This is a genomic window from Epilithonimonas tenax DSM 16811 (genome assembly GCF_000428485.1).
GTDB lineage: Bacteria > Bacteroidota > Bacteroidia > Flavobacteriales > Weeksellaceae > Epilithonimonas > Epilithonimonas tenax.
The window spans coordinates 17427-31047 of sequence record NZ_AUAA01000036.1; the positions used below are offsets into that span (position 1 = coordinate 17427).

Genomic DNA, 13621 nt, shown 5'->3' on the forward strand with positions numbered 1-13621 from the left:
ATTTATTGTTGCATACTTATCATCATTAAACAATCCATTTATTATGAAAATTCTTGACAATAAAGTAGCTCTTGTTACCGGCGGAGGTTCCGGAATAGGGCTTGCAATCGCAAAATTATACGCAAAAGAAGGTGCCAAAGTGCTTGTATCTGACATCAATGTAGAACACGGCCAAGCTGCCGTTGATGATATAAAATCTGCAGGAGGCGAAGCCACTTTTGTAAAAGCCGACACTTCTGATCCTGAGCAGGTAGAAGCCTTGGTAAAAGCAACAGTGGAGACCTACGGCAGACTGGATATCGCCTGCAACAATGCAGGAATTGGTGGAGAAGCCAATCAAACAGGAGATTACACTTTGGATGGCTGGAAAAAAGTGACAGGCATCAATCTAGACGGCGTTTTCTATGGCTGTAAATACGAACTGACACAGATGGAACAAAATGGCGGCGGTGTCATCGTCAACATCGCTTCTATCCACGGAACTGTTGCTGCTCCACTTTCCTCAGCTTATACTTCTACCAAGCACGCTGTTGTTGGTTTGACAAAAAACATCGGTGCCGAATATGGACAGAAAAACATCCGTTGCAACGCTGTTGGCCCTGGTTACATAGACACACCCTTATTAAATCAACTGGATAAAGCTCAAAAAGATGCTTTGATAGCAAAACATCCCATGGGAAGACTTGGAACATCGGAAGAAGTTGCAGAATTGGTTTTATTCCTGAGTTCTGAAAAATCTTCTTTCATGACAGGTGGATATTACCTTATCGATGGCGGTTACACTGCAGTATAATAAAATGATAAACATCATTATAGAAGCATTCATCAAAAGTGAGTGCTTTTTTTTCAGGAAAACGAAATTGTATCAATAAAGATAATTTTAAGTTTGAATGGAGATTTTGAATTAGTTTTAATTAAATTTGGCTCTTCAATTAGAATTCAAAATGCAAAACTACCTAGACTTACTTCAGCATATCATAGATAACGGAACGGATAAGACGGACAGAACGGGAACGGGAACACGAAGCATTTTCGGTTACCAATTGCGTTACGATTTGTCGAAAGGTTTTCCTTTGGTGACGACAAAAAAAGTTCATTTGAAATCGATCATTTATGAATTACTTTGGTTCATCAAAGGCGATACCAATATCAAGTACCTCACAGACAACGGCGTTTCCATCTGGAATGAATGGGCGGACGAAAACGGCGATCTGGGGCCCGTTTATGGTGCACAATGGAGAAGCTGGACTGGTGCAGACGGAAAAGTGGTTGACCAATTCTCCGAGGTAATTGAACAAATCAAAAAAAATCCGGACTCGAGAAGACTGATAGTTTCTGCCTGGAACGCTGCCGAAATCCCAGATATGGCTTTAGCTCCCTGTCATGCCTTGTTTCAGTTTTATGTGGCCAATGGGAAACTGTCGCTTCAACTCTATCAAAGAAGTGCCGATGTTTTCTTAGGCGTTCCGTTCAATATTGCGAGTTATGCGCTTTTATTGATGATGGTTGCGCAGGTTACAGGTCTGGAAGTGGGTGATTACGTGCACACTTTCGGCGATGTTCATATCTACAACAACCATTTTGAACAGGTGAACAGGCAGCTTTCACGAGAAACGCGACCATTGCCAACGATGCAACTCAATCCAGAGATCAAAGATATTTTCGATTTTGATTTTGAGGATTTTACTTTGGAGAATTACGATCCGCATCCGGGAATTAAGGCACCTGTGGCGATATAATCTGGCAATTTGAAAATTTCTTTACAATTTTTATTCGTACTCATTATTTTCTTTAATTGTAAAAAAGAAGATATAAAAAAAGAGTCGTACGCCACCGACTTGCTTGAAGTTGTAGGTCCAAAAGGAAAAGCAATTTTTGATTCCTTCAATGTTCCGCCAAATCTAAAAGATGATGTTAAGAAGATTTCAGCACTTAATTATTTTGATACAGGAGCAAATAGACATCAAAATCCAGATACTGAGCTTGCAACTCCTTTTTTTGAATTTGAAAAATTAAAGAAGAAAGCCACACTTCAAGAACTTTACCAGCTAACTTTTAATAAGAATAATGTTGTTTCCCTCTATTCTTATTTAGCAGTTGCCAAAAGTATTCCCAGCCTTACACCGATATTCTACTTCCGGCTTTTAAATGTGAAAAAAGAAATCTATTCACAAAACGGTTGCATCGTAGGCGATTTACATCCTTCCCAAATTTTCTATGATGACTATTTAAAAAACACAAATGAAGGGAATGAAGCAAAAGATTTGATACTGACTAAACTTGACAGTATTTCAATCAATAGTAATAACACAAGCACCTATGTCTTAAACCAAGCGTTAAGACATAGGGTTTATCCTCAATATTTTCAGAATCGACTGGAAGAACTAGCTTTCAGAGAACAAAACCCTTACGTCATTTTATATCTGACCAAACATTTCCGAGAACGGTACAAAGACAGACTTCAGAAAAGTATGATCTCTTATCTTGAAAAAACCGCCAATGAGAATTATCAAGATTTCAGTAAAGACGCACTAATACTCGAATTGATGAGATTCAAAAATCCTGACAATAAAGAACCCATTGAAAAACTTTTACAAAACAACTTCATTTTAAGGACCGATGAAGAAGTTAATCTGTTAAAAAAAGCAAATGGCATTACAAAATAATGGGCAATACCGTAACTTTAATTAATTATGAAAGACTCATCTAATCAATTGATCAAAATAATAACAATATAAAAATGAAGAAGATATTCATCGCGGCACTTTTTCTGAGTGCCATCTTTAATTCTAATACCGTTTTTGCCCAGACCGAAACTTCCGGGAGAAATCCCGTTTACAGAGCAACCCACGCCAAAACCACAGAGCTGAAACACACCAAACTGAAAGTCAGTTTCGATTATCAGAAAGAGCAGATGAACGGCGAAGAATGGCTCACTGCAAGTCCTTTCTTTTATGCAAGCAATGAATTGACGCTTGATGCCAAAGGCATGCTGATCCACGAAGTGGCTTTGGATAAAAATGGTTCTAAACAAGCTTTGAAATTCGATTATAAAAATGATGTTCTGAAAATTACACTTGACAAAACTTATCAGAAAAATCAGGATTACACCGTTTACATCAAATATACAGCGCGTCCGAATGAAGTAAAACAAGAAGGAAGTGCAGCCATCAATGATGCGAAAGGACTTTATTTCATCAATGCGCAAGGCAAGGATAAAGATAAACCAACACAAATCTGGACACAAGGCGAAACCGAATCTTCATCCGCCTGGTTCCCAACCATCGATAAATCCAATCAGAAAACAACTCAGGAAATCTACATGACGGTTCCTGACCAATACGTCACACTGTCCAACGGGCTTCTGAAAGATTCCAAAAAAGAATCCGGAAATCTGAGAACAGATCACTGGGTGATGGACAAAAGGCACTCGACTTATCTTTTCTTTATGGGCGTGGGAGATTATGCTGTTGTGAAGGACAAATGGAGAAACATTGACGTCGATTATTACGTTGAAAAAGAATATGAACCTTATGCAAAACAGATCTTTGGGAAAACACCAGAAATGATGGAGTTCTATTCCAAAAGATTGGGTTACGATTATCCTTGGGCAAAGTATGCGCAAATCACAGGAAGAGATTTCGTTTCCGGAGCAATGGAAAACACGACGGCAACACTCCATCAGGAATCTGCTCAGCAAAAACCGGGCGATCTGATAGATGAAAACAAATGGGAAAACACCATCGCTCACGAACTTTTCCACCATTGGTTTGGTGATCTAGTGACGGCAGAGAGCTGGAGCAACCTGACGGTGAACGAATCTTTCGCCAACTATTCAGAATACCTTTGGCTGGAGCACAAATACGGTAAAGACGATGCAGATTATCACCTGAGAGAAGATCTCTCGGCTTACATCCACAATCCTGCACTCTTCAAAAAGGATTTGGTAAGATTCGATTATGAATCCCGTGAAGACGTTTTCGATGCGATTACCTATAATAAAGGTGGTGGAATCCTGCATATGCTGCGAAATTACCTTGGTGACGATGCCTTTTTCGCAGGACTCACAGATTATCTTAAAACCAATGAGTATCAAAATGGAGAAGCGCATCAGTTAAGATTAGCCTTCGAGAAAGTATCTGGTAAAGACCTGAACTGGTTCTTCAACCAATGGTATTTTGGCAGCGGCAATCCCAAGCTGAGCTATACTTCCACTTATGAACCTGTGAAGAAACAAGTGACTGTGGTCATCAATCAATCTCAGGAAAAACCATTTGAATTTCCTTTAGCCATCGATGTTTATGACAATGGAAAACCAAAGCGTGCCAACATTTGGGTAGAGGCAAAAGCAAAAAACACGTTTACTTTTGATGCTTCCAAAACACCAGATCTTATCAATATTAATGCTGACGGGATCCTGCTTTCTGACATCACAGAAACCAAAACACCGGAGCAAAACTTACTACAATTCACGAATTCAAAAGAGTTTTTGAGCAGACACAGAGCACTAGATGCAGTAAAAGGAGCAGACGCGAAAAATCCTGCGGTCATCAAACTTTTGGCAGCAGCGCTTAAAGATCCCTTCTTCAGAATCAGACAACAGGCTCTGGAACAGATCGATCTTTCTAATGCAGACCAAGCAAAAGCTATGACTGCAGATGTAGAGAAACTGGCATCCAACGATCCTAAAACTTTGGTTCAGGCAGCAGCCATTTCTGCTCTGGCCAAGACCAAGAATGCAAAATATGCTTCCCTTTATGAAAAAGGAATTAATGCAATGTCTAATGCTGTGAAAGGTGCCTCATTAGCAGGAATTGCAGAGACAGATCCTTCAAAAGTTGCCGCATTGGCAGACAAGATCGATCTTGATAATGCTTCTGAAGATCTTATTGCAAAATTACTTCCTGTCATTGTAAAAAATAAAATCGATAAACAGATGCCAGCAATTGGAACAACCGTTGCCTTTTACCCTTTCATCAAGTTTCAAAATCCAGACTTAGGTAAATCTGCGGAGGAAGGTTACAACTGGATTATGAGTTCTGACAACCTGAAAGCGACCGAAAAAGTCACTAAGGTTTTGCTTCAGGCCAAGTCTCAGATGCCGGACAATCCACAGGTGAAAATGATGATTGTCCAAATGTTGAAAGACGGCCTTGCCAAAAAAATGGAAGTCCTGAAGAGCAACCCAAACAGTCCCACTATCCACCAGCAGATTGATGCTATTACCAAGACTTTGGAAGCGTATAAATAATGATTTAGTCGATTACTTTCTGTTTTAAATAATGACAAAGCCATCTCAAACGAGTTGGCTTTGTCTTTTCATTTTCATTTTTTCACAACTCTTGCAAAGGATCCCAAAAGTGTGTCTTAAAATCTTTGACCTTCCAGTTGTCCTGGACGGTCACATTTTCTTTTTCTAAGCGCTCTCGAAATGAAGGAACGGATAATTTTCCCGTACTGCTGATGACTCTGTGTGCAGGAACATCCTTTGGACAGCCGCCCATCGCATTGCCCACGTGGCGCGAATGATTGGGATAACCCACCGCTTTTGCCACAGCGCCGTAAGTAGAAACCCTTCCTTTGGGGATGAGTCTGGTGATCTCATAAACCTGCTGTTTGAATAGCTCGTTCATTTTTTATTTAAAGTTAATTAATTTTTCGCTCACAAGGTAAGAGCGGCGATCATCAAAATTATGCTCCGTTCCAGGACTGGGAAAACAAAATCTCATCAATATCATGCTTCCCCATTCTCAAGGGCACGAGTTTGATGGGATTTGCTAATGAGACATTAGGTCTTTAATCAAAACTCAAGTAATTTAAATTTCAACTGCACGCCAAAATTATCTTTGAAGCTGCTGGTGGCATAATAACCGACTCTGTAGAAAAATCCTAGATTAAACCTAGAACTCAGAAAGTTGTTGTACTCGAACCCGATTTCCTGATATAGGTGATTAAGCGGTGAAAAATTTTCAACAGAATGGTATTCAGGATTCTTCAAATCGCCCACGATCCCTCTGTAGATCACATTGAAACTGGAGGTGTTTTTACCAAAACTTTTGAAATACCACGGGATACGGTGCGATACGTAATAGCCAGCGAACTTATCATTAAAATATTTCCCGGACGTCATGGTCGCAAATCCTAAGTAACTGGTCAAAGAGAAGTTAGACAAGATTCCTGTAGCGCTGCTGGCATCCAGACCGCCCATTTCGAAAAGGTGCCACATTGGTGCTTTGCCTACATAGTAGCCACCATAAACACGGGTAAGTGTTGTACCCCAAGAGCTTCTGAACTGGTGCGTAATCAGGGCGTCAAACCTACTGTAATTGAACTCGCCTCCAAGACTTTTGTAACCCTGTTCATAGTTAAGAAAGGCTTCCGGGAAGTTTTGCTCGTAGGTATATTTGCCGTAAGGTGTCATAATATTACGGTTGTTGGGAGAGAACTTGATGGTAGCCGTTGAACTGAAATTCTCAAATTTTCTGGACATTCCCATAAATTCGTAAGGATAACCTGCTTCTTCGTTCTGTTTTTTTCCGGAAACATCCAAAGTTAAAGAATTAGAAATATCTACTTGGTAACCAAGTTTGAAACCATCGTATTGATAATATTTGTCATTACGGATGGACATTCCACTATTATTGATGTTCATCTTGGCACTCCAAAGATTCTGGCTGAATCTTCCTGAAGCTGCCACATCATTGAAATATTCGAAACGGAAAAAGGAATTTCTACTCAAGGTGGTTTTGATATCTACACCTGCGCCGTATTTGAAACCACTGTCTTTGAAGCCATACGCCAGATAAACATCTGGTGAGATATACTTGTTGAATCTCTCATTCAGTTTGACACCTGCACCCAATCGTAAGCCTTCATATCTATTGTATTTGGTTTGCAACGGATTGATATCGAACATTCCCACTGTGAATTTGGCTCGAAGCAATGCTGTCAGCACTTGAACTTTCCTGTCCAATGTGTATTTTTTCCCAAGACTGTCTATCTTGACATACGTCAGTTTTTCTCTTGCGGATAGGCTGTCTGTCCTGTACTTATTAAGTTGAGTGCCATCTGTATTCTCCACGCTCATCGTGTAACCACTGAATTGTGAAGGCTTCAGTTCTACAGGCGTTTTGAAATCGAAATAATCGGCTTTCAAGTACGCATAGTTTCCGAACTTCTTCACACCGTCGAGTCTTGCTTTTTTCTCCTCGGCCGTTTCATTATCTTTCTTCTGAACGGTGCTGAATTCTGACACACCCATCTTGATTTTCAGGTTCTCCGTTTTGAGGAACCATTTATCATTAATAGGAACCCAAACGGAAGTGATGTTACCATCAGACTTTACTTTGCTGTTGCTGTCTATCTTTTTGATGGCGTAAGAATCTTTATCTATGTAAATATAACCATTGAATTTTCTTCTGTTGATCGGTACTTTATAATCCACCTGGCGGAATCTGATGACGTAGTTCATCCGCCCGTCGATTTCGATTGAATCTGTAAGGAAATATCTGTAAAGACTTCTGTTTTCGGGTAGAATCTCTCGTGGGATCTTGTCTCTGTTGGACCTTAAAGCCAGCATTTCGTAGACGGGATTTTTCAGACCGGAGATTCTATTGTCAAGAATATTCACTTTCTCGCCATAATTTTTGGAATACAGAAATTCCATCGCGCGCTCCCACAAAAACAACTTGCTGTCTTTGGCCACGGACATCATCTGCTCGCCTTCGATAGAATCTTTTTTGTCTTTTTCCTTTTTAGGAAGTAGTCGATTCGTAGCTCTGGAAAGTGAATCTTTTCTGGCCTCCACAAATCTCGAATAATCCCTGATGCTATCTTCATCCAAATCGAATGACATTTTTTCGTAAGATTTGTAGGAATAAGAATCTAAGGCATTCGGGGAATTATCTTTGAATTTCCGGAAAGTCTGATCGATGATTGCCAACGCGCGTGGGTCACTTTCGTTGGAAAGCGTGACGTCTTGGATCTGATTTGATTTGATATTATCTCTGTCTAGCGCCAGTTCCATCACTTGATCCACGACCACTTCATCGCCAATATAATTATCAATTTCCACATCTACTTTTGGACACTTGGTGGTGAAGGTGACCACTCCTTTATCATTGGTCCTGCCCAAAACTCTGCCGTTGCAAGAGACAACCGCACCTTTGATAGGCCTTTGATTATCTGATCTTGTGACAGTAAGGGTGCTTTGCGAATAAAGCATTGAAAAGGAAATAGAGAATAAAAGCAGGTAAAGCGATCTCATCATAGTATCTGTTATTTTTTAAGATTAAGTATTAATCTTTTTCTGTAGGCAATTTATCAGCCAATCTTTAAATTTAATGAAATAAAATATGAATCGCTTCTATTCATCATTTGGTTAATTTGAACGCAGGATCACCAAAGAATTTTAATAACTAAGCATTTTCAGATATAGAAAGGCGTCACGTGAAGCAAAACATTTCAAGTTATTGGCAATGGATGAACCAGTTGCGGATGCGCACAAAGTAAAAAAACATCCCACAGATTATATGAAATGTTTTGAATGATAGAATTTTATGATAATGCTTGATGGATCTTGAAGCCCATTTTTACCACACAAAGATCATCAATATTTTTCACAAAGAACAAAAGCCATCAAGAAAAAACGTTATACTCCAGGTGGTAAAAAAATTAAACATAAAATTTCACAATTGTTTTCCTGGATGACCAATGACGAACCATCAGATATATTTTCGATTTCTAATTCAGTTCCAGGTAATTAATGTTGGCACTTGCGGCTTCGAAGTACAATCTTAACTTGTTTTCTCCTTTTGCCAATGCAACAGTACTTACGGAAATTGTTTTCCAAATACCTTTGCCCGTCGGAGGTAATTTTGCAGTTGCCAAGTCGTCGCCCTCTTCGGTTTTGATGACCACTTCTGAAGCTTGACTCGATTCATTGTTATACCGGATGTTGACTTTATACTTTCTTGCCAGAGCACTTTTAACAGTATACTGCAACCACTCGCCTTTCTCTGTTTTTCCGACGTAATATCCGTTGGTGATTTTATCTTTGCAAAAGAAAATATCAACGCCATCATTCCGCATTTTGTTCCCTGAGTTCCACTCTGTACGCTGCCCTGTTGTCACCCAAACATTCTGGAAATCATTGTCAGAATAAGCACTTCCAAACCTTCCAAGATCATAATCGGTTGCAAATAGTCTTCCTGGAACAGCATTACTTTTAAACGGTTTTGTAGCTTCATCTGTTACCTGGCGGAACATCGCATCGATGACATCTTTCTTCACCTCTGCATTTTCCATCTTGTAGTTATCAGCGATTTTCATCAAGGTTTTTTTTGCAGATTCTTTGGATGGCTTTTGACCACCTTTTTTCCAGTAAGTCAGTAATTTTTGATAGTCGGATGTGATCTTGATGTTGGTAACGCCTGCGATATTGTCAATCTTTTTCATTGGCCAATAAGCCCAACCGATGTTGTTCTTCAACAACAGCTGATTGAGTTCCGTAAACCAAACATTAGAATTTTCGCCCGTTTCTCCCAACCAAACCGGCACATTCAATTTTTGGCGCATATCTATTATATGCTGAATAGATTCTGGCGCATTGGTCGTCCAGTATTTGTGAAAACTTAAAATTAAATTGTCATCCCAAAGTTTCGGCAAACCGTTGTAATTATTTCCCCAACCGTTACCTTCTAGGATGATAATGTGGTTTTTGTCCACTTCTCTAATGGCGTCCGAAATATCTTTTTGAAGTTTCCAAAGTGGCGCATTCGACATCTCGTCGGTTCCGTTTGGATTCTTGCCGGTGAAATTGATGTTCGGCTCGTTGATCAGGTCGTAGCCAGCAATCCATTCTTGATCTCTGTAGCGTTCTGCCAGTTTTTTCCAAAGTGCGATGGTCTTTTTTTGATTCTCCTGGCTTTCCCAAAGAGAAGGCTTTGTTTTATCGTTATCAGAGATGTTGGCGTCATTTCCTTGTCCACCTGGTGCAGCGTGAAGATCAAGAATCAGATAGATCTTGTTGTCCTCGCACCATTGCAGAAGGTCATCTGTCATTTTGAAACCTTGCTCCAACCAAGTATTTTCACCTTTCACTTTTTCTTTCTCGATGGGTAAGGTATAAAGGTCATAATGCATCGGAAGTCTTACCGAATTGAATCCCCATTTTGCTAAGGAATCAATGTCCTTTTTTGTGATTCCATTTTTGAGATAGGTTTTGTAGAATTCATTTTTACCATCTTCTCCCGCCACTTCTGCAATCTTTTCTTTGATTTTGAATTGCGGTCCTGCAAAGTCGTCAGTTTTCAGCATATAACCTTCCTGAAGCATCCAGCCACCCAATCCCAAGCCTTTCAGGTAAACATTTTCACCTTTGGAATCTACTATTTTCTGACCATCTGTTTTTAAAAAACCCTGAGCAGTCCCTAATTGAGACAATAAAATTGCAGAAAAAAAAACGAGTCTCTTCATAATTTTGATTTTGATAAAGATAGTATTATTTTTCTATCGGAAAAGTAATTTGGTACATCATATCAGAAGCTTTTATTTTTTTAAAAAAACACAGACACATAGAAAATTAAATCTGCTATTAACAAGATTAAATAGAATTTGCCATTTATCCATTCAATTTTCTTGACACATCTTAATTTTAATAACCCAATGTGAATCTTTGACAAAACCCCTAGCCCCGATGGGAACGGCATCCTTTTTTATTTTTTTTGGTGCTTCGCTTGATTTGGAAAACAAAACCTATGAAAAAATAAAAAAGATATAGTGGACAGCGGGATTAAGCTCCTAAAAAATTGTCTTATCTTAATTTTAACTATCATAGTTTAGGGAATTAAGTCGGAATTTTTGATGAATCAGCGGATAATAAATACCTTTGAAAAAAAATTAAAATGGGCGTAGCAGATTTGTTATTCAAAAGAAAAAAAGAACTGGCTGAAAAAAACCTGAGAAGTGGTCAGGATTACATGGTTGAAAACGGAAAAAGAGAAAGCGTAACGATTTTGCCAAGTGGTTTGCAATATGAAATCCTTGTGGAAACAGAAGGCCCGAAACCGACAGCGAAAAGTACGGTAAAATGCCATTATCACGGAACTACGATTACAAGCAAAGTTTTTGACAGCTCTGTAAAGCGCGGAAAACCAGCCTCTTTTCCATTGAACAGAGTCATCAAAGGTTGGACAGAAGGTTTGCAATTGATGTCTGTTGGGAGTAAATTCAGATTTACAATTCCGCCACATTTGGCTTATGGTGAACAGGAAGTCAGCAAAGAAATTGGACCGAACAGCACATTGGTTTTTGATGTGGAACTGTTGGAAATCAAGTAGCAGTTGGCTTCTGGCGGTTGGCTTTCGGCTATTTGCCTTAGTGCCTATGATATCATATTTCTGAGTGTAAGATTTTCTGCTAGGAAAAAGTTGTGATTTAATTCGAATAAGTCATTGTGGTTTTAAAAATTATTTTTATTTTTGCAACCTGTTAATCAACCTCTGACGAAGGACGTGAATGTTGCTTGGCTTGACAAAACAAATTTTTTATTACAAAAAATGGATTTAGTAAAATACGTACAAGATAAGTACATTACGAAAAAAGAATTCCCAGAATTCAAAGCCGGTGACACCATCACTGTGTATTACGAGATTAAAGAGGGTGCTAAAACAAGAACTCAGTTCTTCAAAGGTACTGTAATCCAATTGAGAGGAACTGGTCTTACTAAGACTTTCACAATCAGAAAAATGTCTGGTGATGTGGGTGTAGAAAGAGTTTTCCCTATCAACATGCCTGCACTTCAAAAAATCGAAGTTAACAGACAAGGTAGAGTTAGAAGAGCTAGAATCTACTACTTCAGAGACCTTAGAGGTAAAAAAGCAAGAATCAAAGACAAGTCTTACGGAGGTAAAAAATAATCCCGGGATTTTCTTCTTGAAATATAAAAGACCAGCAAATTTTTGCTGGTCTTTTTGTTTAACTGAATTTTAAATAAATTCTGTTTGCCCCAGCCCTAAAGGGAGCAGAATTTATTTAAAATTTCATCAAAATTACTCCCTTTAGGGTTGGGGAAATAATTTTGATGAAATTTTTAGAACTTATTTTGAATTAAGAAATAACACCCAACTCCTTCCCTACTTTCTCGAAGCCCGCAATGGCTTTGTCAAGATGTTCTCTGGAATGTGCTGCAGATAATTGAACTCTGATTCTTGCTTTTCCTTTCGGAACAACTGGATAAAAGAATCCAATCACGTAAATCCCTTCTGCTACTAGTTTTTCCGCCATTTCCTGCGCTAATTTTGCATCGTACAACATCACCGGAACGATGGCTGCATTGCCGTCTGGAATATCGAAACCTTTGGCTTTCATTTCTTTTCGAAAATACGCTGCGTTTTCCATTACTTTGTCTCTCAATGAAGTGTCTTCGGAAATCATATCCAACACTTTGGACGCCGCGCCAACAATTCCCGGAGCTAGTGAATTGGAGAATAAATATGGGCGAGAGCGTTGTCTCAACATATCAATGATTTCTTTTTTTCCTGAAGTGAATCCACCCAAAGCACCGCCTAAAGCTTTTCCAAGTGTTGAAGTGATGATATCAACTCGTCCAATCACACCATTGGCCTCGTGCGTTCCACGACCGGTTTTCCCAATGAATCCCGTTGCGTGAGAATCATCCACCATTACCAAAGCATCATATTTGTCTGCCAAGTCGCAAACACCTTTTAGGTCGGCCACGATCCCGTCCATTGAGAAAACGCCGTCTGTTACGATGATTTTGAAACGGTGATTTTTTTCTGAAGCCGCAATCAATTGCGCTTCCAAATCTTCCATATTGTTGTTTTTGTACCGGTATCTTGCAGATTTACACAGCCTTACACCATCAATAATCGAAGCATGATTCAGCTCATCTGAGATAATCGCATCTTCATCTGAAAACAAGGGTTCGAAAACACCGCCATTTGCATCAAAACAAGCGGCGTAAAGAATGGTGTCTTCCATTCCCAGGAAATTAGAAATTTTTGCTTCCAAACCTTTGTGGAGATCCTGAGTGCCACAGATAAAACGAACGGACGACATCCCGTAACCGTGAGAATCTACCGCATCTTTTGACGCTTTCATCACTTCAGGATTGTTGGATAATCCCAGATAATTGTTAGCGCAAAAGTTCAATAATTTGTTTCCGCCCACTTCTATCTCTGCACTTTGCTGGGAAGTGATGATCCTTTCTTTTTTGTAAAGACCATCGTTTTTGATATGAGTGAGCTCGTTTGTAATGTTTTCGAGGAATTTTTGTGATATCATTTTTATTGATTTTCGATTTTAACAAAAATAAAAAAAGCACTTCAATTGGTAGTCATGGTCGGAAGAAAATTCCGACCATTTTTTATGTTTTAAAGACTTTAGCAGGATCTCCGCCTGCGAAAACAATCAGAATAGCTGTAATCATGTCTCGAAGCTCCATTGCGATGCGTCTTTTGGAAGTTTTATAACTCAATTCGTTTGCTTTTTTATAGATCAAAAGTAACATTGATGCAATCATCGTCATGTAAACCATTACCTCAATGCCGTTTTGATTGACAGAAACAAGATGGCTTAGATTGAGTTCCTGCTTAAGAAA

The 13621-nt window shown here is 39.2% G+C and carries 10 protein-coding genes and 1 pseudogene; 6 read left to right on the forward strand and 5 right to left on the reverse strand.

Going from position 1 to position 13621, the window contains the following annotated elements; all coding sequences use genetic code 11:
• Positions 1-43: 43 nt before the first annotated feature.
• The 4 genes from F564_RS0114075 (at position 44) to F564_RS0114090 (ending at position 5251) form a co-directional block, all read left to right on the forward strand.
• Positions 44-793 carry an SDR family NAD(P)-dependent oxidoreductase gene (locus F564_RS0114075; RefSeq protein WP_028123213.1) on the forward strand — a complete coding sequence of 250 codons (750 nt, stop codon included), beginning with the start codon at positions 44-46 and terminating at the stop codon, positions 791-793.
• A gap of 151 nt (positions 794-944) precedes the next feature.
• Positions 945-1739 carry a thymidylate synthase gene (locus F564_RS0114080; RefSeq protein WP_028123214.1) on the forward strand — a complete coding sequence of 265 codons (795 nt, stop codon included), beginning with the start codon at positions 945-947 and terminating at the stop codon, positions 1737-1739.
• Positions 1740-1748: 9 nt separating this feature from the next.
• Entirely contained in the window at positions 1749-2666 is a 918-nt protein-coding gene (locus F564_RS0114085) for a hypothetical protein (protein WP_028123215.1), read from the forward strand.
• A 74-nt stretch (positions 2667-2740) separates the two neighbouring features.
• A complete protein-coding gene (locus tag F564_RS0114090; RefSeq protein WP_028123216.1) occupies positions 2741-5251 on the forward strand; it encodes a M1 family metallopeptidase in 2511 nt (836 codons plus the stop codon).
• A gap of 82 nt (positions 5252-5333) precedes the next feature.
• Here the strand turns inward: F564_RS0114090 and F564_RS0114095 are convergent, their stop codons facing one another.
• The 3 genes from F564_RS0114095 to F564_RS0114110 all read right to left on the reverse strand — a co-directional run bounded on the left by F564_RS0114095 (position 5334) and on the right by F564_RS0114110 (position 10476).
• Positions 5334-5633: an MGMT family protein gene (locus F564_RS0114095; protein WP_028123217.1), complete on the reverse strand. Its 300-nt coding sequence runs from the start codon at positions 5631-5633 to the stop codon at positions 5334-5336.
• 167 nt (positions 5634-5800) lie between these two features.
• The gene (locus F564_RS0114100) at positions 5801-8269 is read right to left on the reverse strand and encodes a DUF5686 family protein (protein WP_028123218.1); all 2469 of its coding nucleotides are present in this window, start codon (positions 8267-8269) and stop codon (positions 5801-5803) included.
• A gap of 473 nt (positions 8270-8742) precedes the next feature.
• Entirely contained in the window at positions 8743-10476 is a 1734-nt protein-coding gene (locus F564_RS0114110) for a cellulase family glycosylhydrolase (RefSeq protein ID WP_034981686.1), read from the reverse strand.
• Between the two features lie 428 nt (positions 10477-10904).
• On the opposite strand from F564_RS0114110, the gene F564_RS19335 reads away from it, so the two are divergent.
• Positions 10905-11339 (forward strand): FKBP-type peptidyl-prolyl cis-trans isomerase, encoded by a 435-nt coding sequence (locus F564_RS19335; RefSeq protein WP_074719289.1) that lies wholly within the window; start codon positions 10905-10907, stop codon positions 11337-11339.
• Positions 11340-11558: 219 nt separating this feature from the next.
• Complete coding sequence (gene rplS / locus F564_RS0114125; protein WP_028123220.1) at positions 11559-11918, forward strand: 50S ribosomal protein L19; 360 nt, start codon at positions 11559-11561, stop codon at positions 11916-11918.
• 190 nt (positions 11919-12108) lie between these two features.
• Here the strand turns inward: rplS and kbl are convergent, their stop codons facing one another.
• Positions 12109-13305, reverse strand: coding sequence for a glycine C-acetyltransferase (gene kbl / locus F564_RS0114130; protein WP_028123221.1), 1197 nt, complete (start codon positions 13303-13305; stop codon positions 12109-12111).
• A gap of 82 nt (positions 13306-13387) precedes the next feature.
• Positions 13388-13621 (reverse strand): annotated as a pseudogene (locus tag F564_RS20775) (IS4 family transposase); the annotation flags it as partial.

Excerpts from the sequence above, each read along its gene's own strand:
- F564_RS0114095 (WP_028123217.1), bottom strand. The coding sequence starts at position 5,633 with ATGAACGAGCTATTCAAACAGCAGGTTTATGAGATCACCAGACTCATC.
- F564_RS0114110 (WP_034981686.1), bottom strand. The coding sequence starts at position 10,476 with ATGAAGAGACTCGTTTTTTTTTCTGCAATTTTATTGTCTCAATTAGGG.
- F564_RS0114090 (WP_028123216.1), top strand. The coding sequence starts at position 2,741 with ATGAAGAAGATATTCATCGCGGCACTTTTTCTGAGTGCCATCTTTAAT.
- F564_RS0114100 (WP_028123218.1), bottom strand. The coding sequence starts at position 8,269 with ATGATGAGATCGCTTTACCTGCTTTTATTCTCTATTTCCTTTTCAATG.
- kbl (WP_028123221.1), bottom strand. The coding sequence starts at position 13,305 with ATGATATCACAAAAATTCCTCGAAAACATTACAAACGAGCTCACTCAT.
- rplS (WP_028123220.1), top strand. The coding sequence starts at position 11,559 with ATGGATTTAGTAAAATACGTACAAGATAAGTACATTACGAAAAAAGAA.
- F564_RS0114080 (WP_028123214.1), top strand. The coding sequence starts at position 945 with ATGCAAAACTACCTAGACTTACTTCAGCATATCATAGATAACGGAACG.
- F564_RS19335 (WP_074719289.1), top strand. The coding sequence starts at position 10,905 with ATGGGCGTAGCAGATTTGTTATTCAAAAGAAAAAAAGAACTGGCTGAA.
- F564_RS0114075 (WP_028123213.1), top strand. The coding sequence starts at position 44 with ATGAAAATTCTTGACAATAAAGTAGCTCTTGTTACCGGCGGAGGTTCC.